Annotated in this window: 16 protein-coding genes; 3 read left to right on the top strand and 13 right to left on the bottom strand. The window is 37.5% G+C overall.

Annotated features, from left to right (window positions below; translation table 11 throughout):
- Positions 1–14: 14 nt before the first annotated feature.
- The 4 genes from QCD85_RS13275 to QCD85_RS13260 form a co-directional block, all read right to left on the bottom strand.
- Positions 15–1559 carry a DUF5123 domain-containing protein gene (locus QCD85_RS13275; protein ID WP_441005622.1) on the bottom strand — a complete coding sequence of 515 codons (1545 nt, stop codon included), beginning with the start codon at positions 1557–1559 and terminating at the stop codon, positions 15–17.
- 174 nt (positions 1560–1733) lie between these two features.
- A complete protein-coding gene (locus QCD85_RS13270) occupies positions 1734–3125 on the bottom strand; it encodes an MATE family efflux transporter (RefSeq protein ID WP_301263019.1) in 1392 nt (463 codons plus the stop codon).
- 252 nt (positions 3126–3377) lie between these two features.
- Positions 3378–5915 (bottom strand): LamG-like jellyroll fold domain-containing protein, encoded by a 2538-nt coding sequence (locus QCD85_RS13265; RefSeq protein ID WP_301262901.1) that lies wholly within the window; start codon positions 5913–5915, stop codon positions 3378–3380.
- A gap of 89 nt (positions 5916–6004) precedes the next feature.
- Entirely contained in the window at positions 6005–9745 is a 3741-nt protein-coding gene (locus QCD85_RS13260) for an alpha-L-arabinofuranosidase C-terminal domain-containing protein (RefSeq protein WP_301262900.1), read from the bottom strand.
- A 225-nt stretch (positions 9746–9970) separates the two neighbouring features.
- On the opposite strand from QCD85_RS13260, the gene QCD85_RS13255 reads away from it, so the two are divergent.
- Together QCD85_RS13255 and QCD85_RS13250 are read left to right on the top strand one after the other, a co-directional pair.
- Positions 9971–10234 carry an AbrB/MazE/SpoVT family DNA-binding domain-containing protein gene (locus QCD85_RS13255; protein WP_273614413.1) on the top strand — a complete coding sequence of 88 codons (264 nt, stop codon included), beginning with the start codon at positions 9971–9973 and terminating at the stop codon, positions 10232–10234.
- Positions 10234–10632: a type II toxin-antitoxin system death-on-curing family toxin gene (locus tag QCD85_RS13250; protein ID WP_301262899.1), complete on the top strand. Its 399-nt coding sequence runs from the start codon at positions 10234–10236 to the stop codon at positions 10630–10632. Before QCD85_RS13255 ends, QCD85_RS13250 begins: the two co-directional genes overlap by 1 nt.
- A gap of 154 nt (positions 10633–10786) precedes the next feature.
- On the opposite strand, the gene QCD85_RS13245 is transcribed toward QCD85_RS13250, so the two are convergent.
- The 3 genes from QCD85_RS13245 to QCD85_RS13235 form a co-directional block, all read right to left on the bottom strand.
- Entirely contained in the window at positions 10787–11692 is a 906-nt protein-coding gene (locus tag QCD85_RS13245) for an Abi family protein (protein WP_301262898.1), read from the bottom strand.
- Positions 11693–11913: 221 nt separating this feature from the next.
- Complete coding sequence (locus QCD85_RS13240) at positions 11914–14700, bottom strand: glycoside hydrolase family 3 C-terminal domain-containing protein (protein ID WP_301262897.1); 2787 nt, start codon at positions 14698–14700, stop codon at positions 11914–11916.
- A gap of 163 nt (positions 14701–14863) precedes the next feature.
- Entirely contained in the window at positions 14864–15655 is a 792-nt protein-coding gene (locus QCD85_RS13235) for a carbohydrate-binding protein (RefSeq protein WP_301262896.1), read from the bottom strand.
- 222 nt (positions 15656–15877) lie between these two features.
- Between QCD85_RS13235 and QCD85_RS13230 the strand changes: the two genes are divergently transcribed.
- A complete protein-coding gene (locus QCD85_RS13230) occupies positions 15878–17461 on the top strand; it encodes an ATP-dependent nuclease (protein WP_301262895.1) in 1584 nt (527 codons plus the stop codon).
- Between the two features lie 182 nt (positions 17462–17643).
- Here QCD85_RS13230 and QCD85_RS13225 read toward each other — a convergent pair whose 3' ends face one another.
- From QCD85_RS13225 to QCD85_RS13200, 6 genes are all read right to left on the bottom strand, one after another.
- Positions 17644–18804, bottom strand: coding sequence for a cobalamin-independent methionine synthase II family protein (locus QCD85_RS13225; RefSeq protein ID WP_301262894.1), 1161 nt, complete (start codon positions 18802–18804; stop codon positions 17644–17646).
- A gap of 239 nt (positions 18805–19043) precedes the next feature.
- Positions 19044–19631 carry an AAA family ATPase gene (locus tag QCD85_RS13220; RefSeq protein WP_301262893.1) on the bottom strand — a complete coding sequence of 196 codons (588 nt, stop codon included), beginning with the start codon at positions 19629–19631 and terminating at the stop codon, positions 19044–19046.
- A gap of 94 nt (positions 19632–19725) precedes the next feature.
- Entirely contained in the window at positions 19726–20451 is a 726-nt protein-coding gene (locus tag QCD85_RS13215) for a TatD family hydrolase (protein ID WP_301262892.1), read from the bottom strand.
- A complete protein-coding gene (gene qatC / locus QCD85_RS13210; RefSeq protein ID WP_301262891.1) occupies positions 20448–21848 on the bottom strand; it encodes a Qat anti-phage system QueC-like protein QatC in 1401 nt (466 codons plus the stop codon). The genes QCD85_RS13215 and qatC overlap by 4 nt, the downstream gene beginning before the upstream one ends.
- Positions 21845–22555: a hypothetical protein gene (locus QCD85_RS13205; RefSeq protein WP_301262890.1), complete on the bottom strand. Its 711-nt coding sequence runs from the start codon at positions 22553–22555 to the stop codon at positions 21845–21847. Before QCD85_RS13205 ends, qatC begins: the two co-directional genes overlap by 4 nt.
- Positions 22556–22569: 14 nt before the next feature.
- On the bottom strand, positions 22570–24459 hold the full coding sequence (locus QCD85_RS13200; RefSeq protein WP_301262889.1) for a KAP family P-loop NTPase fold protein: 1890 nt from the start codon (positions 24457–24459) through the stop codon (positions 22570–22572).
- Positions 24460–24571: the final 112 nt, after the last annotated feature.

The raw sequence follows: 24571 nt of genomic DNA, 5'->3' as shown, positions 1-24571 counted from the left end.
CTAAGTCATCACGTTTATTGATCGGCACCCATATTGAGCTTAGCGCCTTTTTTGCGAATTTTTCCATCGATATCTAATGTATTGATAAGCGATGGATTGGCAACTCCTTGATGAATCGCGGGTGAACTTTGTTGTAGATGGAAATTGTGCTTGGCTGGATTAACAAATACAGGATTGGCAAATAACGAATGAGCATCATTTCCACTCCGTTTACAATAATCAGAGAAGCCTGTATACTCTTTATTTTTCCAGATCCATGTTGCTTCTGCACTTCCATCCGGTGCATCGTACAGATTATAGTCGATAATATTGCCACTGTTTTTGGTGTATTCATTGTAAATTAGAACATTTGATGCTCCAGCGACCATAATATTATTTTGGATCACATTGTTACGGGTATCGTATTGAACATATAACTGTCCATTACCACGATTTAACGTATCATTTTTATAAATGGTATTGCTCATAATATGACTGTTGGTGGTAGAACCTCGCTCGGTATCATACCCACCCATAGCTATACCTGTTAAGCGGTTAGAGTAGATCATATTGGTACGTACTGTAATATTATCTGTCGCTTTGCCTTTATGTTCGGATGCAATTTCGATACCGATATCGTTGTTATAGACTTTATTTTGTTCGATAATCGTATCTTTCCCACCATCAATATAGATAGCTCCTGCCGAGTTGCTGTTATTGGGTATCTTTTTCCCGTAAAATGGATTGCGATTAGATGAGATATTATAGATCGTATTGCCTTTAATTAATCCTTTACGAGCGACATCGTATTTGACATCAGGTGCTGTTCCTTCATAGCCAATCACATCAATCCCGATATTATCGTTATCATGTAAAAGATTATGACTCACAGTAAATTTCTCTACATTTCCATTGATGGCTAACGATTCGCTAGAACCTAATACGAGATTGTACAGTTCATTATTATTGATCGTAATATCATGCAACGATTCTGGCGCTTTGTTGCCATAGACTGCTATACCATGTGCATCTCGACCTGTCGCATTGTTACCTGATAACGAGACTGTACTTTTGATATCATGAATTTTATTGCCTGTAATTTGAATATGACTACCTGCTCCTTGCACACTTATGCCTGCAGGAACTTCATCTACATGAGTGGTAGTGTAATTACGAATCTCTAATCCTTTGACCGTAATATAACTAGCATCTTGAATATCGACCATACCTTGCAGTCCATCTACAGATTGCCCTGTACCATCCAAAATGGCTTTTTCAGAACGGTAATTGGTAAATGTAATATTACCTTTGCTTGCTGAACCTGAACGAGTGATCGCTAGTTGTTGCTTATACACTCCTGCGCGTATATACACAGTACTACCTGCCGGTACTGTATCTGCGGCATGTTGGAGCGTTTTCCAGGGAGAAGTGATCGTTCCTGCCTGACTATCTTTGCCTGTAGGGGACACATAATATTGAGTAGTCGCCGCTTCTGCTGAAGGTGGAGCACTATATACTAATAAACTTATACATAATATACAGCCTAGACCGATCAAGCTATATAATTGATATTTTCGCAATGGATGATCATCCTTTCCTGACTAAAGTTCTGAACATGTCCCATTATAAACGTAATCTGATCGCTGTCTAGCATACGATTGCATATTCGGTAGTTTTTATTGAAAGATCCTTATTTGAAAAAAAGCCTTGATTACGGTAGAGTATGTCCGCAATCAAGACTTTGACTAATTATGCTAAATGACTCGATGTTGCAGCCATTTTTTACCCCTGAATCGTTTCATAAAGATCAATCCGCGGACTGCCCATTCACAATCCATCGCAATCCAGATCCCTAGAATACCCCAACCTAGCGTAATACCAAGCACATATCCAAGAACAACCCGGAATAACCACATCGACAACATCGATACCAGTGAAGTGAACTTGGAATCACCTGCTGCCCGTAACGAAGAAGGTGTAATAAAAGCAATCGCCCATAATGGCACTTGAGCAATGGTATTGATAAATAAGACTAAGAAAATATCATCTACAATCTCTGCCGGCGGGTTGAAAATAGAGATCAGTGGATTGAAGAATGGGAAGATCAACAGTCCCATAACGACAAAAGAAAGAGACGATAACATTAGAAACGATTTGGTGAATTTGCGTGCATCTTGGATATGCCCGCTACCGATACACTGCCCGACTACAGTAATAATAGTGAGTGATAACGCATTTGCCGGAATCTGCATTACCCCTGCCAATGAAGAACAGATAGCATTGGTCGCTATCGCATACGTTCCCATACCAACGATAAAGATTTGCGTTAAAATTTTACCACCGTTGAAAAACATTTGTTCGGCGGCAAAAGGAATCCCGATAAATAGTACTCTTTTGAGCATAGAGAACTTTATAATCAGAATCTCACGCAATTGAACTTTGAGGTTTACATCCATTTTGAACAAATAATAGATCGCACAAGCCGCACCCAAATATCTTGCGATATTGACCGAAAGTGTCATTCCGAATACGCCCATATGTAACCCGTTGATAAATACAAAATTTAATAATACATAGATCACATTCATAATCAGCGACAACATCAATGAAGCTCGTGTACTCCCTACCCCGCGCAATGCTCCGCAGACTGCTTCAACAATTGCGATGCCTAGAAAAGAAGTACAACTTCCGATTAAATACGTTCGCGCAAGATTCATTACATCTGCTTCAGCCGATCCAAAAAGGATATTAAGTAGCGGTGCATGAAAAATAATCCCGAACAACGCGACTGCTATCGCCAGTAAAGAAACGGAAGATACCGCCCCTGCACTCGCTTCGGAAACTCCTCGTTCATCTTCACGCCCTTTGTATTGCGCTACGACTACGGTTCCGCCTGTAGCCACAGCAATAAATACGCTCAGTAGAAAAATATTGATCGAATCGATCATATTGACTGCACTGACAGCGGCGACTCCTGCTGAACTGATCATCGCTGTATTGATTAAGTTCAATCCCATAATAAAAATCTGATCGATCAAAATCGGTACAAACAGCGCAATCATCTGGCGGTAATGAATATTTGAGCCTGAAAAGTACTTATCCAGTATCCGATGACTTCGCTTAAACTTAAGTTCAAATGGTTGCATCATAGTTCACTTCTTTTACATTAGAATGGGCATACGTAACAATAGACCGACGTTCGTGTATCAAAAGTTTTTGATACAATCATTTCAAAAAATAATATAAAAAAAGCTCTTCAGATGAGAAAGCAACTGAAGAGCATGGATGATATCTTAACTATAATAGGCTTGTTGCCAAGCGCATGTTCGTCGATTGCGTACATGAATATATCACTCTTTACATGAAAGAACAATACTTTTGACGCAATCTTAAGTGATTTATTTTCCTTTCGCTAATTCGGATAATTGAGTAGGGGTTAGACTACCTTTATAAATACGTAGTTCATCCATCTGTCCTTTGAACGGGGTATCCCAATAGTTCACACCGAGTCCGAAGCTAGCATTATTATCTGTAAAAATATCCGGAAAGTTATCGCCACTGAACTTCTGTACTCCATTCACGTAGATCGTTAAGCGACCTTCATCTACAGAGAAAGCTAAATGTGTCCATTGATTTGCTGGAATAGTCACTCCGGTCACTCCGTCGTACCATGCTGTTCCAGACCAGACCATAGCATTGTCTGCTGTTGCACCACGCGGAATCAAGCTTACCCAATGGTCGGTATCTTTCGCTCCGAAAAAGGCTGGGGAATAGGTAGTTAATTGATCAGGTTTCACCCATAAAGACACCGAATAGGAATTGTTCGAGATTAATCCTTGTGGCAAACGAATCCCTGATTTTCCATCGAAAATAGCAGATTGTCCCTGAACTCCTGTTCCATACGTAATCGTGCCTACTGTTGAATCCAAGCGTTCTCCTGTCACTGTTCCTTGTCCAAATGTAGACGTTGTATCTTTTAAATTATTTTCAAAGCTGTATTGAGCAGTTAACGTAGCTTCTACAAATGGCTGTACTGTCACCTGAAATACTTTGGTCTGCTTACTGCTGCCCTTAGTAATAGTAGCTGTCAGTGTTACATTCGCTGGTGCCTGTCCTGCTTGTGGACGAGTGACTGCGCCTGTATTCGCAACTACAGCTGGATTAGAGCTTGACCATACTATCGATGTTCCGCGACTACCCACTGTAGGCAATACGACATCACTGACCATATTAGAAGTATCTCCTAGACTAAGATCACCATATACATCGGCGACCACTTGCTTATCCGAAACATCTGCTAAACGACTGCCCCAACCCATCGTTCCGTTGGTAGACAATGCTGTAAATGTCATCGTATATTGCTTCGATACCGGATTCCAATTTTTCACGAATACGCCTGTATAGGTGACGCCTTCGATCGTTAATACAGCATCAGCTGTTCCTTTTTGTCGCCATGTGCCTTGAAGCTCGCCAGAGATGGTACGATCTTTGTTTAGACGAATATATTTGGTATTTTTGATCGCTGGTGAAGAATCGTTACCATGATCGATAAATTGGTAATCGCCTATGATCGTATCTTCACTGACTTTAGTTAAATTTTCACCTGTATAACGGTAAGGAGATACAACAGGCCAACCGTCTTTGTTAATATACATCTGGTGAATACGAAGTTCGTGTTCTTCTCCTCTAGCCGGGAAGCGAGTATGGAATACAAGGAATGTCTGTCCTGTTTTGTTATCGGTGTAGACGGAGTTATGACCGGGAGAGACATAACCTAGATTTTCTCCATATCCAGGATCGCCTACTTTACTATCCCACAAATAGTTACCGATGAGCTTGTTACCATACGTTACATTAGACGTTTGTGCAGGCCATGTTGCTTGTTGTCCTTTGGCATCTTGATAAGGGCCATCTGGCTTAGTCGCGCGGAAGACACGCATATTGTATCCCCCATTAGCTGCTAATCCACCATAGGTCATATACAGATAGTAGTAACCACTTTCTTTGTTGTATTGAATATAAGGACCTTCACCTGATTGACCATATCCACCTGCTACTTTGGTGCCGAAATAGCGATCAATTAAGCGTCCATCTTTTGTTTTACCATCTTTGCCCGGGTAGATCGGTTTGCCTGTTTTGGCATCAATTTCTAATACAAAAATACCACCAGACCATGAACCATAAGTCATCCATAGCTTGCCTTTGGTATCGGAAAATATAGTTGGATCAATCGCATTTGGATACGTTTGATTGGCATATGTTCCATCTGCATTGAACCATGCTGCATTTTCACCAGTTACTTTTTTCTGATCAATAAGTGTCTGGATATTGGTATTTGTCCATTTTTTATCAACAGTACTGTTATTATCAAATGCTTTGTCTTTGGTAAAACCAGAGTAGATCATTGTATCAACATACGTATAAGGGCCTTCTATTTTTTGCGATACTGCCATTCCGATCGCAGAGCGGATATATGTTGATGATGTGCAATAGTAGATCGTATAAGCGCCTTTGGTTCCATCGGCATTCACATATTTGGGATTCCAGATCACATCAGGAGCCCAGACCGAGAAGCCACCTTTACTATCTGCATCGTTTTCGCCTGCCCATTTGAAAGAGCCAGCTAGATTTTTGGAAAGATCGCCGTATAATGTATTGCCTGGAGTGGTGTAACCGTTTGCAAATGAAGTCCAATTGATTAAATCTGGAGACTTGGCAGCCGAGATATGCGAACCAAATACGTAGAACGTTCCACCTGCTTTGATAATCGATGGATCATGTACCGATACATTGGAAAAAGTAGGCGTTGTGACTGCTGGCTTGAGATCATACTCTTCTGCTCGCACTGTTGAAGCCCCTCCAAAACCTAATGTTGGGATTGTTAATGAGATCATTAATGTGAAGGCTGTCGCTTTTTGAATCCAACCTTTATTCATTACTTATGCCCCTTCCGCATTATAAAGATCAGAGCGGATATGATTAACCCGCTCTGCCGTACTATTAATAAGCAATCAATAACAATGAATTATGACTGTACATCAAGTACAAGTACATTGACTGAATTGGCAGGTAAGACGACAACCAATGACTGATTATCGATCTGTACTTGTTGCTCTTGAGGAACTACTTTTTCGTCGTTCTTTTTGTTCACATTAGGAACATGTACCAGTTCAGCATCCCCTGTTAATGTAATCCATTTGGCTGTCTGAGATACGGTAAATGCTTGCAGATCAATACGTGTTGCTTTGTCTGCATCATCTGCATTAACTAATTTGATATAGACATGATGCTCGTCTTTGGTAACCGAATGGAACACTTCACGATTGTAAGCTTCTAATTTGTAATCCAGTACTTTACTTGCCGTCTGACCGTTCGTGTAGGAGCAGATAAGACGATTGCCAGTATCTCCCCCGTAATTAACAGTGATGGTATACGGTGTATGATCGGTAATAGCTTCATAGCTTGCTGCTCTTAGATTACCTGCTGCTGTACTGGTGGAATAATCGCCCAGTGTATAGCTTTCGACACCTTGCTTATGCACTTTGACACCTGTCGCCTGACCGCCATAACCAATCGCATATTCGAGCACATCTTTGTTCTCCGCAGAGATATCGGTCAGACCTGCACCTACGTAAAAACCATCTGTACCGGACACTCTAGAAGCAATCACCTCCACTGTGTAATCTGTCCATTCCTCGTTCAGTATATAGAGACCATTTAAGCCACTGGCTTGAGCGTGCAATACTAACCCTTGTGCTGGATCGATCGTATAACCAACAGAACCCGGAATTTCTTGCCAGATCGATTGGAGTGGTTGTGTGAAATCTTGCTCTAACAGTACTGAACGATCCCTATTAGATGTGACTTTGGCATGACTGATGATCACTTCTGCATTTCCTGTTGCAATCTCAATTCCGCCACGAGGAATAAGTTCCATTGATTTACCATTTTTATAAGTGGAAAAGGAAGTACCAAGTACTTTATTTCCCAGATATTTTGCATATAAATGCTGTACATAATAGTTCGGTGTAAACCAGACACTTTCATCATCGAACCAGATACAATCTGGAGTCCAGCGATAAGTTCCATCGGTTAATACTTTGTTAAATAGTGGAGCATAAGCGGCAAGACGGACTACATCTGCATTATTCTCAAATCCTGTAATTACAGCGGCTTCGGCTACCGCTCCTGCTAATGTATTTTTATCAGTAGATGCATATTCACCGACAAATACTTTGGACGATTGTTGCCAGTCGATACTGCCATCTGGCTGATACGCTCTATAGTAGTAGTTATACCGATCTGCATTACTTAGCAAATATTCATTCGAACGGTAATAATGTTCATCCGCAATCGTATCCATATAGTTAGATTGGTCTTTGTACCATGTAACTGTTTCTTCGATCACTTTCTGTCCGTCTGCAAAAGCTACTTCTGCCGATCCTTCCATATTTCCACTCAAAAATTTCCATCCTTGTTGATACGCATCATCGTCTGCTTGTGCTCCGACTGTTGAGATGATATGCAGTTCATGATTAGGGTAATGTTTCTCCATATATTGATCAATCGATACTTTGAACACTTCAAAATTAGCGAAAAACTCTACGCCCCAGTTTTCATTTCCAACGCCTAAGTAACGCAGATCAAATGGCGCTTCATGTCCCATATGACGACGCATCGCTGCCCATTCGTTATGTTCAAAATCAGTACTAATCGCAAAGTCGATCAGATCGGTAAAGTTCTTAATAAAGTAATCCCGTAATTCCCCACCTGCTGGATGTGCATAATCCGAGCGTGCCTGACACAATACTCCACATGCCATCACAGGAAGTGGAAAAGCATTCAAGTCTTCGGCTAATTGGAAATATTCCATATAACCCAGACCCATCGTCATCATATAGCCCCAGACGTTAAAGTTTTCTTTACGTAATTCGATATCACCGATCGAGTCTTTCCAATCGTATACATTTTCCCAGATAAACGAACCTTCTGAGATACAGCCACCTGGAAAACGTAAAAACTTGGGATGCATATCGACTAATGCATTGACCAGATCTTTGCGCAAACGGTAATTCGGATTGCCTGTATAGTTACTATGAGCAGAAGACGAAGACACTTCTTCTGTCGCTCCCCATACATCACGAGGCATTAATGACACCATATCAATCGAGATATCTCCATCAAAAGTCAGTGCTAATTGTCCAAATCCATTCGCTATTCCTGTCAATGTAATCGGAGTCTCTACACCATACTTTTTCCATGTGTGATTGCCTTCAATAAGGATAGTAATCGGTTCGCTAAGACTGTCATGTTCAGCAGACTGTAACTGGATCGTGATACTACCGGCAGATTCAGCTTTTGCCCAGATCGTGAAATCATACTGCGCTCCTGTACGGATCGCCATCGCACAGTTATGATTCGTATCGCCAAATCCGCGGTTATAAATAGTCGCTTCATCGGCTACTGTTACATAATACGAATTCACTTCTGGATCTTGTACACCAAAGTGTTCATTCAACCCTCCACTGGATTGTGGAGTCATCTGCTCTGTATCGCCGAACCATGCAAATAACGGCTCACGATTACGCCCTGTAGAACATCCACATTCTCCAGAAGCATGAGAATATGTATCAAATGCAAACGATTCAAACGAACGGTTCTGCACCAGCTCCGCATAGATACCACCGTCTGCCGCGTTGTTGATATCTTCATAAAATAAGCCATACATCACTTCGCTCACGTCCAATACTTCCCGGTCGCCATGAATCGTAAGCGTATATGGTGGTACATGTGCAGGAAGTACAGACACATGGTAACTTTTCTCCAGCGTAGTCGTGCCTCTAGTAAGCACTGCGGTCAAAGTCACCGCTTGTGGCTCGGTCACGTCTCCGATCTGCCCTTGATCAGATAGCCATTTCGGTTGATTAGATGTCCATGCTACATTGACACGCCCACCCATTAATTGCTGTGGTAATAAGATATCTTTCGTAATAATCGTTGTTGGAAATGAAAGATATTTATCACGTGCTAATCGAATAATCTCTTCATCGGTTAACGAATCGCACATCACTTCTATAATCTCGTCCGCAGATAATCCTGCTTCGTATATACGGAAATCAGATAACGAGCCGACAAAATCGTCATCGGCTACGAATTGAGAGCGTCCGATATAATTGGCTTCTTTGCTGGTCTGTTCTGCAAAGGCTTGGAACCAGTGGCGCAGACGTGCATAATTCCCGCTAGATGTCTGGCTAATCGATCCATCTGCAAGCACTTCACCATTTACATAGACGATAGGCCCTGCACTACTCAGTGTGCCACCTTCGGTTCCTTTGACAGATAGAGCTACATGCATCCATTCGTCCCGTACAAATCCTTTGCCCGGATCAATCGCTAAATCCCCATCTGCTGTTAACGTTCCACGCATCTGGCGTGTCATAAATAAAGATGGACTTCCTTCTCCATTACCAAAATCAAAAAGACGCTCCCAGATACTCACGCCCATCCCTAAATTCACCCATGTCGTAACTGTTATTCCATTGTTATCGCTTACATTTTGCAGTGCATCAACAGGAAGTTGGATAAATGAACTACCATTTTGCCCACCTGCAAATGTAACTGCATTTCTACCATACACTTCAGCAATCACAGGCTTAGTCGTGCCTGCAACGATCCCATCATTTGCTTTTCCTGAAGAATCTTGAGCGATATGTTCTGCGTTATCAAACTTATATTGTACAACTAACTTATCGTGTAATTGAGTCATTGCTATTCTCCTATCTCTATCTATAGTTAATAAAAATATTAATAAATTAATATAATTGCATATTATATAGTCATATTACTCTACTATGGTTATACTTTTCAATGCTTAATTTTGTAATCGTTGGAAAATAGATAGCAGAAGAGAAGATTTTTATGTTAACAAGCGCTTTTAAGTAATGTATAATTGTTATAACAGTATAATTATTTTACAGGAGGAATTGATGATATGAGCAAATCATTACACTTAGAACGTAAAGTTTCTAAGTTTGGCAACAGCTTAGGTTTAACGATGACAGAAGCATTTAAACAACTCGGATTAGAAGCTGGAGATAAAGTAGAGGTCAATATTAAAGAAAATAGCGAAGAAATTGTGATCAAAAAAGTGCAAAAAGTAGATTTACCTGCTGGCATCAGCCCAGATTTTTTAGATACCCTTTCGCAAGTTATGGGTCAATACGATACGACTCTCAAAGAATTGAAAGATAGATAATGGATGCTATTCGTTATCTTTTTGTAGCAGAAGTTGTCGCTATCAATATTGCGGTTATCCAGAAGTATAGTCCCGGGGAACCCATCGGTATTAAAAGTAACAGTCTATTGGAATCTGCTCTTCTTCGTCCTCAATCTTCAGCTTTCGAAGAAGAATCATACCTCTCTATTTTTGAAAAAGCGACTGCTTTATTTCAATCTCTTGGTGAAAATCATGCTTTTCAACATGCAAACAAAAGAACAGCCTTCACTGCTCTCGTTATTTTTCTACATTACAACGGCTACCATTTTAAAATGGAACCTAAACAAGCTACAGAGTTCACAGTAAATATGGTTAATCATATGTACACTTTTGAGGAAATTGTTGAGCTGATTAAGAATTATTCTGTTTCTTTTTAAATTTCTGTGTGCTTATATTTTATAGTATTTAATTTCTGGATTTGTAGAAAAGTAAAACACGATCCAACCGCTTAATTCTTATTGCGGTTGGATCGTGTTTGTTTATATCAGCATATACAGATTATTTTAATTGATAAAAAGAAGCAGATACTACTTAAATAATATCTGTTGGAGTCGATAATAAATGTTGCTTCCAATTTAGAGGAAATCCTATAATTTTTAAATTAACATCTTGAGCATATTTATTTATTAAAATTTCTAAATCGGTTACCCATTCATTCCAAAACGGCTGGTCTTTAACCAAATATTTTGAAGAAAAAACGATTGCAAATAACTTTTTAGGATCAATACTTAGCTGTTTAGCATTAATTGAAAGAGCGACATCTTTATCTAGTAATGTATAGTAAAGCCTACTGAAATGAGCACATTTATTTCGTAATACCGATAATACATGAAGCCAGTTTTTTAACAAATCTGATGTTTTTAACTCAAATTCTCTAGCGATAATACGTTTATCACTATGAGATAAATTAGAATATAAAATGGATATAGAGGAGAATATTAATACTTCAACCGCTACCCATATCGGAAATTGACTATTGTAATTCTCACGATGATGTTGGATAAATATTTCATTACTTCTATTTAAATTTTCATCCCATTTATTAATAAAACTTTTAAACTTATCAGCACTTTTAAATTTAAAATTCGATTCATTTCGATAACAAAGAGAATCCGTTGGATATTTCATAGCTAGAAAATAAGACAAACTTGCTCGCATTTGGATTTCTATGTATTCACATAACTTTAATAAATGTACTCGTAATTCAGAGTCGAAGGTATATAGATTCACAATCGTTTCAAAACGTGTACCAATATGATATGTAGATTGCCTTGTTCTAAAGGGTAGTAAATAACCTGTAAAACGGTAGTAACTAATTCGTTTTAATACTTCTTTAGCATACATACGATCATCCACAATAAGATCACGAGATTCTAATAACTGTATTTGCTTGTCAATAGATATAGCAGGTTTTAGAGGCGGAACATTAGAATTCATCATAAAGCCCCCATATAATAAAATGGCCCACCCTTTTTTGCATCAAACTAGAGTAAACTAGTTTGCTAGGCCGGGTGGGAACTGTTAACTTTATCTTATCATTCTTATTATGCTTTTTCAATCATGTGGGTATAGTCACTAAAAAATAGTATGACATAACAGAAAGCCACCAGTCTACATGCAACTAGTGGCTTTCTTCCTTTTGAAATTAAAAGAAATATTTATACTTTTCTTAATTCCAAATGCTTTACTTCGATGCCCGGCTTCACAAATTCAAACTTCAATTCGTATACGCCTGCTTCTAATTCCACTTTTACTAACTTCTGCGTGATCCATTTGCCTTCTGTACCATTGGTCTGGATCGTGGTCACTAACTGATCATTAAACGTTAAGTTACAAGCACTTTGCGCTAGATCATTTTCAGGTGACATCACGTAAGCAAACAATCGGTACATACCGGCTTCTTTGACTTCAATAAATGTCGATTCATTCGTATCCAGTGGAATCGGTTGGTTTGGCTTCACTTTTTGCGCTTGTTCTGCGGATAGATTAGCGTTTCCTTTAAAAACATCTACACTTTCAACAAACGCTTCTTTGCGCCCAAATACAGGCGCTTGCATAATAAATTCACAAATATTGATCGCACAACGTTGTAACTCACCCACCGTTAACGCTCCATTTGCCAATGATTCGATAATATTATCGCCCCATGCATTGGTCTCTGCACCATAGTTAGGCACAACCATATAGAGATCATTTTGCGCGCGTACCATTGCATGCATATGTTTGCGATCAGCCGGCCCTGCGTCTGCTGGATCATTCATAATCGCCCACCAGTCAGTCATCACAATACCGTTGAAGCCCCATTCGCCACGCAAAATAGTTGTATTTAGATCATAGTTAGAAGCCGCCCAGTGACTATTAATCGGATTGTATGAAGTCATGACCGAGTTCGCGCCACCTTGCTTCACAGCAATTTCGAATCCTTTGAGATAAATCTGGCGAAGCGCACGTTCAGACACGACAGCATCTACTTTGCTACGATGCTTCTCCTGATTATTACAAGCGAAATGCTTCAATGTTGCATTGGAACCGCCCTTCATAATGCCTCGTGTACAAGCTGCTGCGAATACACCTGAGATCAACGGATCTTCTGAAAAATATTCAAAATTACGTCCATTTAACGGACTACGACGAATATTCAGTCCCGGCCCAAGCAATGCGTCAATATGGTTAATCAGCATTTCCTGACCTTCCATCACATACAATTCTTCCACCAGTTCACTATTCCATGTTGCCGCCAGTAGTGTTCCAATCGACACTTGAGTAGACTGCTCTCCGCTATCCATACGAATACCAGACGGGCCATCTGCTGTACAAGCTACTGGAATTCCGTAACCAAATAGACTATCGCTCACGCCGCCAAAAGCAGACGCTGTACCCGACGTTACGAGCGGACTACTCATCCCTTCGCCACGTACCAGAGCAGCCAAATCTTCATCATTTAACTGAGATACAAAGTCTTGAATACTGACTTTGCCATCTGCAACATCTTTGAGTTTGTGCCCTTTGTCGCCTGTCTGTGGCAAAGGTTTTGGTAGATTCTGCTGAATCCGATCTTTTAACGAAATCTGACGGGTAGGCACTTCAACCGAACTCAGTTCATACGAACCGTCCTCTTGACGAGCACCCGGTTTGAAACGATAAAAGCTTTCCAATGGAGCCATTGCTTCTGCTAATTGCTCAACCACTTGCAGTTGCTCCAATACATAACCATTTTGTCCTTCGATCTGTACAGGTTGTACCTTTTTCACACTGGTTCCTACATGAAAAATATACGTACCCTGTTCCAGCACATATGCGGACAGATGCCCGGTAACACCACTATCATCATAAGAAGCGAGTGAATGCATAGGGAACGTAATCGTTAACGTTTCAGCTTCTCCGGTTTGTAATACTTTCGTTTTGCCAAAAGCCGCTAATACTTTAGTCGGTTGTCCAAGCTCGCCTTGCGGTGCTTCGACATAGACTTGAACCACTTCTTTACCTGCAAACGTAGAACCGCTATTTTTCACATTTACATTGATCTTAATATGGTCTGCTCCATCTCGGGAGATCACTTTCGCTTCTTGAGGATCTATAGTGAAGTTCGTATAAGACAATCCATATCCAAATTCGAATTGCACTTTATCCGGACAGAATGTCTCAAAATAACGATAACCTACATAAATATCTTCTTCATAAATACTTTTAAATTCATTGCCATAATTGCGTGTAGACGGGTAATCAGCAATCGAGTAAGCGATAGTATCGGTCAGCTTCCCGCTAGGTGTCACTTCACCAACAAGCACATCTGCAATCGCATTACCGCCTTCCATACCGCCATGCCATGCATAAATCACACTGCTAATCGGGTGTATGTATCCTGTATCATTGATCCAGCTCATATCTACAATATTGGATACATTTAAGATCACAACGGTTTTGTCAAAATGAGTAGTTACATGTTGCAACATGGATTTTTCCTCTAACGTTAACTTATAACTTCCCGGTTCGTCTGCATTATCCTGATCTTCACCAGCAGTACGCCCGATAATCATAACTGCTTTATCCGAATGTTTGCGCGCTTCAGCTACCAATTCATCGGTTAACGGCATTTCTTTCTGGAACCACGGTTCTGCTGCCCAACCACCGCCACCGTTATCAAACGGATTTTCTTCGATCCATTTCTCATACACCGAAGCCAGTTGTTCGTTGACCGTAATATCTGCTTTGCTACGCAATCCATCTAAAAGGTTAGTCGTATACGCTACATGTACACTACCACCTGAGCCTGTCCCGCTGCGATAATAATTCACCTGTGTGCGTCCAAATATTGAAACGCTTTCTTTTTTCTGAATCGGAAGAACTTGATCATCATTTTTCAATAATACTGCACCTTCCGCAGCTACTTTACGACTGAATTCTGCAAAACCTTTCAATGGAACACCTATTGTAGATGTACTCAAATCTATCGCCTCCTGTTTTCATACGTCTGTCTATATTATGTACTTCATCGTGTGTAAAAGCAAAACGTCAAGCAGTTGTAAGCGATTAGCAAAAGACGAAGTCCACTTGTTAGATGTAATCTCTACTATAAGTTGAATATGATATCAAAAATTTCTAGCTAGCTCAAGCTTCCCGACCATACACTTCAAATTGGGTCAAAGCTGGAAAAGGAGAAGGATCATCGGATTGGATTAACTCGCTCAATGTGACCCATTCCACTGTTCTTTTTTCAATAGAGATCGTTTGCGGTTGATGTGTTTTGACCAGATTCACTTGCTCTGAACTTCCATCCGAATAAGTTAATGTTACACGTTCCCAATAATTATCATGCGGAAAATCTGCTCGTAACGTCAGTACCACCTGATCGATTAAAACTTTACGTCCAAAATGAATCGTAATCGCCGCATCTGGACGCTGATTAATCCCCCACGATTCATAAGGCCATTCTCCATGCGAATGATTGGCACGATTCCCATTGATCGCATTGCGCGCTGCAAAAACAGCTTCCCCACGCGTCTCTACATTTGCCGATGCATGTGGATAGCAGACTTCATTGATGTGTTGGTCATACGCGTTATAGGCTAGATTCCGATAAGACTGTATTTCTTCATTTGTTGCTAGACGCGCAGTTAATAGATGCATTTCGCCTGTAAAAGATTTCGGTGAATATGAGGTTCTTTTTTCAGCAAACGGGATAGAATATCGGTATTCTTCACCTGTAAAATAAACAAAAACTTCACCCATCGAGTCCTCAAGTTGGATGATGAGGTATGTATTAGGGTTGGAGCATTTGAGCACAATGATATCTTCCGGTTGATAAGCTTGGGTGTAGACGAGATGTACTTGATCGGTGTCGGTATGAGAAGCTAAGACTTTGCCTGTAGTGTTTTGAATTTCAAGAGATAGGTTGGTCATGGGCTTTGGCTCCGTTCTATTGTTTTATTTATTTTTGCATTTTGATAATACAATCGCTATATGAGAATTATACTCATAAATATCTAAATTAGTATAACGAGATATCTCGTTTAAAAAATATAATATAAATAGTGGTCACTATTGAAAGCTCAAATATAGTTATTCATTAATAAGTTAGATATTATTAGGCTTAATATAAAAAATAGATAGGAGCATAATATAATGTATATATCATCACTCAAAGTATCCGGTTTTAAATCTATTGGAGAACTTGATTTAGATTTTCAAAATGATATTAACATTGTTATTGGTAAAAACAATGTTGGAAAAAGTAATATTTTAAAAGCCTTAAATACATTTTTTAACAAATCACATTTTGATGATAACGATTTTCCTTTATCATTAGCTAATTTTCTTTCTAATGGACATGTTCAAACAAGTTTTATTGAACTTGTCTTAAAAGATATTCCTTCAAGTCTCAAAGAGGAATACCCAGCTTATATATATTTCGATGAGATAATTTTAAGATCAGAATTTACTGAGAAAACTAGAAATGATTTTGTATATGAATATGTATATGAATATGAATATGAATATGCCAATACGAAAAGTTCTATAAGAAGAGATACTTTTCAGGAATTATTACCATCTTTTATTTATCTAGGAGATTTATCGGATAAAAATATAAGTGTACAATCATTAAACGATATGTTTAAAATTTTCCATATTAATGATGCAAGAAAAATTGAGACTTATGCTAACCAGTTAATTAAAAATATTTGGGATCAGCAGATTGCTATATCAATTTCGTTGACTGAGGATAACTTTGATATCTCTATCATTGATGAATATGGAAATAGTAATTCATTTGAATATAAAAGTTCTGGAGTTCAACAATTAGCTTATTTAGTCTTATTTTTTTCTTTTAGTATAGTTCAAGAAAGATCTAATTATATTTTAGCTTTGGAAGAACCAGAAACGAATTTACATGTTGGAATACAAAAAAAGCTTTTTAAATATTTAAAAAGCTTTTCTTCTGATATTCAGTTATTTTTAACTACACATTCTTCTATATTTTTAGATCGTGCTAAACATGAGTCTATCTACCATGCAGTAAGAAATGATGATAAAGAAACTGTCATTACTAAAAACGGGATACAAGATAATTGGCTTTTATTACGTAATGATCTAGGCTTATCTATTAGTGATTCATTATTTCTAGGAAAATATAATATTTTAGTAGAAGGCGTTACCGAGAAAATTATTCTTCCTATTTTTTTAGAAATACTTCATAAAAAAAAAGCTTTTTTCTCTTTAGACGATATAAATATCATTAGTGCTGAAGGAGCCAACAATCTTCATTATTTTGCAAAGTTAATAACTCAAACAGGTCTCCCAACTTGCATACTTATTGATAATGATCAAGAAGGAAGAAACGCCAAAACAAAAATAGAAAAAGACAGCACACTTCTTGGAAAATGCAAAGTAATTATATTGGAACGTGATGATTTTGAAAACAATGAGTTTGAAGACATGATAGATGATGAACTGTTAATAAATAGCTTAAACAAATTATATGAATCAAATATAACACTAGAAAATCTTCATAATGCACGTTTAAATATAGATCATGGTTTATACGATAAATTCTCTAAATACTTTTCAAAATTGAAAATTTCTGAAGAGGAAAAGCCTAATAAAGTTCAAATAGCTTATGAAATAAAACAAATATCTAATGAGAAAATTAATTTAGAGTTTTTAAGCCCATATTTTAAAGAAATGAATAAGTTTTTCAAACAATTTTAAAACAATAAAAGCGACCAAAGATTGGTCGCTTTTATTGTTAAATTTGTAAAAGAGGCTTTATTATCTAAAGAGAAAAGTATAGATTTTTATAATTAATTTAAGATTATTGTAAAATACTCATACTAATATATATAATTTTTCAACTTTCTTAATAACACCAAAAACTAATATCAGAAAAATCCTTACTTCGCCCAATACTGCTCAGCAATTTTCTGCCCTTGATTGATTTTTTTCCACTGCTCTGCTTCGGTCAATTCATTACCACCATCGCAAGAAGCAAATCCGCATTGATGAGAAAGCAACAAACGATCTTTATCAATAATCGTAGATGCTTCATCCAACAGTCGAAGAACACGTTCTTCATCATCTAACGTACTTGTTTTGGAAGATAGCAAGCCCAAGACAACCTCAGTATTTGGCTTGTCTTTGAACACAGCAAGCGCTTCAAGTGAACCTGCACGCTCGTCATCCCACTCTAAGAAAAAGCGATCATATTTCAATTGCTTCAAGAACAGATTCGCAATCTTCACATACGATCCGCCACCCATGTTGCGAGAATCATAGTTACCACGGCAGTTATGTGTCCACATTTTCAGTCCCAGACTGTGACCGTAATCGATAACAGTATTGCTAATATCGATAAATTCAGTCGCAAGTGCCTGTACTTCCTCTTGATTGATATGCTCGCCAGTGTAAGGAGAGTTCGGGTTATCGTCTGCGAATAGTTCCCATAAGCAATCGTCAAATTGTAGAATTTTACCGCCAGCTTCAGCAAATTCTTTCACAAATTCAGTATAAGCTTTCACTAGACCCGCTTTGAGTTCTTTGGAATTTTGGTAAACCGCATCCGTTCCGCCGATATTATCCGACCAGGACAATTCACCGAAAATATGAGATGGAGACGGTACACACAGCTTCGTCTCACGATCGCCTGCATGGTCTTTGAGCTTTTTGAATACTTCGATAAAATGATGGTTCTTCCCACCGAGCTCGCCTGTGATCCGTAGCCCGATATCTTTGCGTGTCTCATATTTAGAGCTACCATCCGTATCGCGGAAAAAGTATCCATGATCTGCAATATAACGTTCGATCCCTTGAAAGCCCCAGACAAAGTCCAGATGCCACATCGATTTGGAATATTCGCCATCTGTAATGATCGACAGATCATTTTCAATTTCTTTTTCCACAACAGACTGGATCGCCTTCGCTTCGGTCTGCTCATATCCATCGAACTCTTGATAGAACGGATAGTGAATATCGTCTCGATGCTCGATTTGTGTTTTATATTCTAACAACTCAGCCGGTCGCAACAAGCTACCTACGATTTGAAATTTATCACTCATGTTAAAGTCCCCCTTGGTATTGTTCACGTGTAATGATGATTTGTTTATTTTAACACGGGGAGACTTTCTTTACGTAAGCTGAAAAGGTATATCTGGTTATAGTTATTAGCTATGGCAAAACAAAAAGCAATGTAGACGGGGAATTTCTGACTCCAATACATGTTTTTATACACTCAAACATCAATCATATTTCCTCTAGCGGATACAGCAGAACTTATATCACAGGCGACAAAAATAATTTAAAACCGTATCTGTTTTAGCGTAGTTTTATAATGATCCATCTTTTTCTGAAATGCACTGCGAGAATCCTTTATTAAGTGAAGCTGACTTCGATCTGCAATCTCCTCGATGATCTGATCGATACTTTTATCGTCTGTTATAATTTTCTCTTCTGTAATGAAATGGTCAAAAGCATACATACACGGCTCAATTCTTTCCCTCGTCCATGTTCCCCGTTCAAAGCGCTTTTTGAGTCTTTTCTCAATCGTTTCCTTTTCTGCATAAAGAATAAAATGATGTACTTCTACACCATCTCTCACTAAACGACCAATAATTTCCTCATAATAGCGAGGATCGATCAATGTCATAGGTGCGATAATCGTCCCTTCATATGTAGATGATAAATATTTCAGCATATCGTAATTAAACGAACGCCACTGTGTATGGTCTTGGAAATTAGGCTCATGTAAAGCCATAGGTATATTTTTACGAATAAAATAGCCAACATTCTCGGGATCATATACGAATGAATCAGGCAGTCTTCGATGCAACTCATACGCACAAGTCGATTTGCCAGAACCGTAAGCTCCATTAATCCAAATAATCATTGGAACACCTCATCTTCTAAATGCTGTGCCACTTTCCCCATAATAATTTCTGACTTTTATCTCTAATAGCCAAGATCTTTCCCCCTTTTGTTTATTAATCTGAGAGTAGTCTCTTTAAATTTTCAAAGACCTTATTTCTTAGTTCTTCAGTTCCTAATTGCTCTTCAAAGTCATTATAAATAGAAGGTATATCTTGAGGCCTTATTTGATGACTCTTGTATTTGCTAAAAGGTCCGTCTGTTTCAATCAAAATTTTTTGCAATGGTACATTTTTGATTATCTCTTTACCTGCCTTTGTCTTTAACATTGCAGGATTCAAAGAGAGGTAATAACCCCGTTCAATAATCTTTTTCAAATCTATTATTCCACCTGTATACCAATGGAATACCGCACGTTTAACTCCATATTCCTTTAATATTGATAATACCTCTTTTACTGCCTTTCGAGAATGAATAGACATTATTTTATTTTGACTAGCAGCCTTTTTGCAAATATATCGAAAAATCCTAAGCTGTTCTTCTTTATACCGAATATAAGGCTTAGAGAAATCCAACCCTACTTCGCCTATATATTCAGCATTTTTAAATGCCTCATCAAATTCTTTCTGATTGAAAGGTTTTATTCTCAGCATTTCTGGATGATAACCTAATGCTATTTTCACATACCTTGAATCAGGAAAAGTACGCTTCGCTTTCTTGAAAACTTCGGGAAAATTAGTTACAAAAAGAGCATAAATTTTTTTCTGATCATAGTGCTTATAAATTTCTTGATAACTTGAGTAATAATCAATATGAACGTGAAAATCAATAAAATTCTTCATAAACTCTCAGTCTCATATAGTCCCGCGTACTTCTTTAATCCTTGACCATTTTGTGTTTCCTCAAAATCAATCATTTGAAAAACTTCTTCCATTGAATTTCGATATACTCTCTCATAATCGTCTAGTTCAGCACTTGTTAAAGGTCCTTGTATTCGAAGTAACCTTCTTATAAAAAGTCGATCTTCTTTCTTGTCAAAATATCTTTTACTAGCAAATAAAATGGCTTTAAAGTCACTTGCTTTGCCATTAAACTTTTCATTGCCGCTAATAAAATCAAGACTCAAATTGTAATTTGGATTGTATTGATCGACTTCAAATCCGTTACTTACCAATGAAGCTTTACGAATTAAACACGGATAGCAGTAACCACAATTAATTGGCGGCTTGACTTTATCATATCTACCCTGACACGGATGTGAGCAAGATAACGTTCTTGAAAACTCTGCTTGAAAAACAGAGTTGTCACGATGTTCTAATACAATTTCTCCTTTAGTACTTTTCGCGTAAAAGTTCTCAATTTTATTTAGAATCCCTACTTCGTTTAAAATATCGTTTAAAGTATTTATGAAAAAGGGATGTGTAGTTCTTGTACTACAACTTCCGCTTCTGCTTTCCGTCAAAGGTACATTCACTCCAATAAACCCATTCTCCGGTATGTAGACCGGGGTCTTTTGCCCAATAATTGAAGCTACAGTTACTGCACCTGTAATAAACAAGAATGACCTACTTCTACTTGTGCTTTCCCCCATAATAGTTTTATGTGCTTGTGAAGGTTTACTTGGAATTACATTAAACTGAATGAAATCTGAATATTGCTTATCAAAAGCTTCTTGTACTGCTGAGAAAAGTTCTTGTTGTCTTTTGACTAGAAGAGGATATTCTTTAAAACCTAAAAATAATGGATTTTTTTGATCATCCATAAGTTTTAACGCACCGCAAAATGAGTCCAACCCTCCTGAAAACAATGATACACAATCAAATTCTTCTTTGTTTTTTACATTGTATTTTTCATTGATTTTATTCCCTCTAAACCGCTCTTCTGTACGATAAAAATACAAATTCCAATTATCTCCACTTAAAAAAGATAAGTTTTTTTCTAGTTTTTCTTGTACGGATAGCCACTTATCAATCTCTAAGACTGGGATGTGTAGATGCAATCCCCTACTCCATCCATCTTCTGCATATCTTCTTGATATTTTTTTGTCTATTGCGAAAACTGCTATCCCTATAATTAAGAAATCTTCAATAATAGGATCAACCTTCTCTATGCTAAACATTCGCCATAAGTTTTCTACATCAGTCTTTATATGAGATTTATTATTCTTATGAGACAAATTAAACCTAATATTTTCTCCGGCTACATCTTCTTCGTTTTTTACAATCCATATACTATTCATGTCCTTGCCTCCCACTGTTCAAATATACCCCAAATCTCTTCGCATTTTTCTTGAACAAACTTTCTACCTTGCGTTCCATTCCAATCCATTCTCTCTAAATTACTTTTTTTATAATTTTCTGAAATCTCAAGTCTAATAAATTGCTTGATCCTTTCTTGCATTTTTATTGCTTGTGTAATATTCTCACAAAGGGTATTTATTTTTTCAGCGAAGTTAGTAAAAAAAGAAACTTGGACATACTTAATCAAAATATCTTGAATCATTGTGTTCGCATCTAACTCAGAAAAAAGACTTTGAAGCTCTTCATTACTTCTTACATTGCCCATCATCTCAGTCATGTACTCTTGAAGAGCTTGGTCTGCTATTGATTGTTGAAGAGAATTGGTCCCTTCCGAAAAATAATCGATTAATCCTTCGAAAACTTTTTGTGGTTCTTGTCCTTTTAAATGCTGCAAACCTATTTCATCAAGAGCCCTGTCTAAGCCTAAAGCAGTAACGAGGTCTGCAAAGCCTAGAACTTTGGAACTTGAATTAGAGATCGCTACATTACCTTGACTTCGATTACTCTGGCTTGCTTTTGAAAAGCTTGATACTGCTTTTTCTATAGAATTGCTACTATAATTGTTTCTATTCATGCTAGAAACAGCTCTCTTAGCCTCACTCCATAGATGCCCTGTTGGTGGCGAATAGCCTTTGGATGTCCCCATACTTCTCCTCCAATTTATCTTCTTCTATCAGCGACTTGATTCCAAAGCTCTAATTCCACAATTCCTTCTTCTATAAAATAACTTTTTAATTCTTGATAATCTTGTTCATTTATATTTCTAATTAAGTTGAACAATAAAATATTTGTAGGTGTCATATCATCTTTTCGAAGCTTTTTGAATTCTTTTATCAACTGATCTCTATAAGCAGGAAGTAGCACGTATATCCTGATCAATATTTTCAAAATAAATTCTTTATTAGATTGATATTTAGCAACGATTCCTTTTACAATTTTAGAATGATCTAAGGTTGCTTGGCTAAATTCTTCTATTTTTTTTATTCTTAATGTTTCGTGCAAGCCTTCCGCACAAATATTGTTGATCCAACTTCTCTCTTCTAAAGTTAAGTCCAATACAGAAATACTTTTTTCTTTAATCGACTCTTTTGCTAAATAGAAATACTGTCTTAAATCTATTTCTGATAATTTAATTGGTTCTACCTTGAACCAATGTTGGACAATAGGCTTAAACCAGAGATTGCTATATGATTGCTTTAGTTCTTCAATTGTTTGTCCATCTTCACCGAGAGAATACTTTTCCAAAGCCGCTAGCTCTGTAGCAAAACCTTCATTTGCTATATGCCAAGCATAAATCTCTCTAAAGAGATCTAGATTGGTATATTCTAAGACCATCAGTTTTGCAAGTATACTTAAGTCAAGTTCTAAACCCTGTATTTCTGAAAGCTTTTTTCTGATATAAAATGTATTGATAAATCTCTTTGCCTGACGAGGATTTCCTTTAAGAGTGGCAGAAACAACATCTGCTACTCTCCCAAATACATCTAATTGATCTTCAAAATGTTCTTTAAGGTAGCCATTTTTAAAACCGTTTTCTAGAGTAATCCCTTCAGATTCTAGAATAGAACGAATCTCTTCTGAACTTATAATCTCTCCTTTCACAAAAACATTTCTACCTTTTAATCCAGTTAACAACTTATCTAAATAAGGTTCGTTCAAGAACATCTCACAGATTAAAAGAAGTAAATAATTCTTTACTTCTATCTCTGATAATTCAGGAATCTTAATAGGTATCTGAATTATTTTTTCTATGTAATCTTTAGAGATATCGAGTGCAGCATCATCGATTTTAGGATATTTTCTTTGTACCGCATAACTCATGATGTCCTCATCAATCGCCACAATAAAGGTAGTTCTTTTAACTGATAAAAATAATTTTATAGCTTCAATCGTTTCAATGATTCGCTCTGGACTGCATCTATCCAAGTCGTCAATAATAATTATTAGATTCTCTAACTCTGACTTTTCCAGCATCTGCTCAAATTCAGTGCGAAATTTTCTGATATTTTGAATTACATTATCTTCTGGGAGATCTTTCAAGAAATCTTTCATATCTATTAATTGATTAATTTTTTCCTCTGCTTGACCTGCATTCTTAGGAATCAGAGAATTTATCCCCTCCATTAAGGCAGGTAATGGATTTCCAAAAACTGCACTCAAAAGAAAAGGAGTGCTTTTTTTAAGAACTTGCCCTCCTAATCTAAGCCAGTCTACTCTTTCCTTTAAACCTTTGAGTAACTCCCCAACTTTTTCTTTTACTTCAGTGTTTTCTTCTAAAGTTGTCAATATCACTTCCATAAGTGCCGTTTTAGCATCATCGTAACCTTCAAACATCCAGGCGTTTACAAATATCGAAGCTAGCTTCTTATTGCCTTCAGCTTCTATTTTTTTATCGATTAAATTTAAAACAGTTGATTTACCACTCCCCCAATTACCAAACAAGCCAATAGTAAGTGGATTTACTCGTTCATTTAGAGCTATTTCATGTAAAAGTTCAGCATAAGGTTCAAAAGAAAGCATATCTATTCTAGAAGCATTATCTGCCCACACTTATGTTCCCACCTTTATTAATTTATATTTGAATTTGGTTAGCATATCAATCTTCAATCCTTTTATATTTATTCAATATTTAATCTCATTTTCCTTTTTTTATAATAATTTT

Origin of the sequence: Paenibacillus sp. PsM32 (genome assembly GCF_030433815.1) — a bacterium.
In the GTDB taxonomy this organism is placed as follows: Bacteria; Bacillota; Bacilli; order Paenibacillales; family Paenibacillaceae; genus Saccharibacillus; species Saccharibacillus kyungheensis.
Note: the sequence above shows the minus strand (reverse complement) of the source record. Positions and strands in the feature narration are given on the sequence as shown.

Excerpts from the sequence above, each read along its gene's own strand:
- QCD85_RS13270 (WP_301263019.1), bottom strand. The coding sequence starts at position 3,125 with ATGCAACCATTTGAACTTAAGTTTAAGCGAAGTCATCGGATACTGGAT.
- QCD85_RS13265 (WP_301262901.1), bottom strand. The coding sequence starts at position 5,915 with ATGAATAAAGGTTGGATTCAAAAAGCGACAGCCTTCACATTAATGATC.
- QCD85_RS13260 (WP_301262900.1), bottom strand. The coding sequence starts at position 9,745 with ATGACTCAATTACACGATAAGTTAGTTGTACAATATAAGTTTGATAAC.
- QCD85_RS13255 (WP_273614413.1), top strand. The coding sequence starts at position 9,971 with ATGAGCAAATCATTACACTTAGAACGTAAAGTTTCTAAGTTTGGCAAC.
- QCD85_RS13250 (WP_301262899.1), top strand. The coding sequence starts at position 10,234 with ATGGATGCTATTCGTTATCTTTTTGTAGCAGAAGTTGTCGCTATCAAT.
- QCD85_RS13245 (WP_301262898.1), bottom strand. The coding sequence starts at position 11,692 with ATGAATTCTAATGTTCCGCCTCTAAAACCTGCTATATCTATTGACAAG.
- QCD85_RS13235 (WP_301262896.1), bottom strand. The coding sequence starts at position 15,655 with ATGACCAACCTATCTCTTGAAATTCAAAACACTACAGGCAAAGTCTTA.
- QCD85_RS13230 (WP_301262895.1), top strand. The coding sequence starts at position 15,878 with ATGTATATATCATCACTCAAAGTATCCGGTTTTAAATCTATTGGAGAA.
- QCD85_RS13225 (WP_301262894.1), bottom strand. The coding sequence starts at position 18,804 with ATGAGTGATAAATTTCAAATCGTAGGTAGCTTGTTGCGACCGGCTGAG.
- QCD85_RS13220 (WP_301262893.1), bottom strand. The coding sequence starts at position 19,631 with ATGATTATTTGGATTAATGGAGCTTACGGTTCTGGCAAATCGACTTGT.
- QCD85_RS13215 (WP_301262892.1), bottom strand. The coding sequence starts at position 20,451 with ATGAAGAATTTTATTGATTTTCACGTTCATATTGATTATTACTCAAGT.
- qatC (WP_301262891.1), bottom strand. The coding sequence starts at position 21,848 with ATGAATAGTATATGGATTGTAAAAAACGAAGAAGATGTAGCCGGAGAA.
- QCD85_RS13205 (WP_301262890.1), bottom strand. The coding sequence starts at position 22,555 with ATGGGGACATCCAAAGGCTATTCGCCACCAACAGGGCATCTATGGAGT.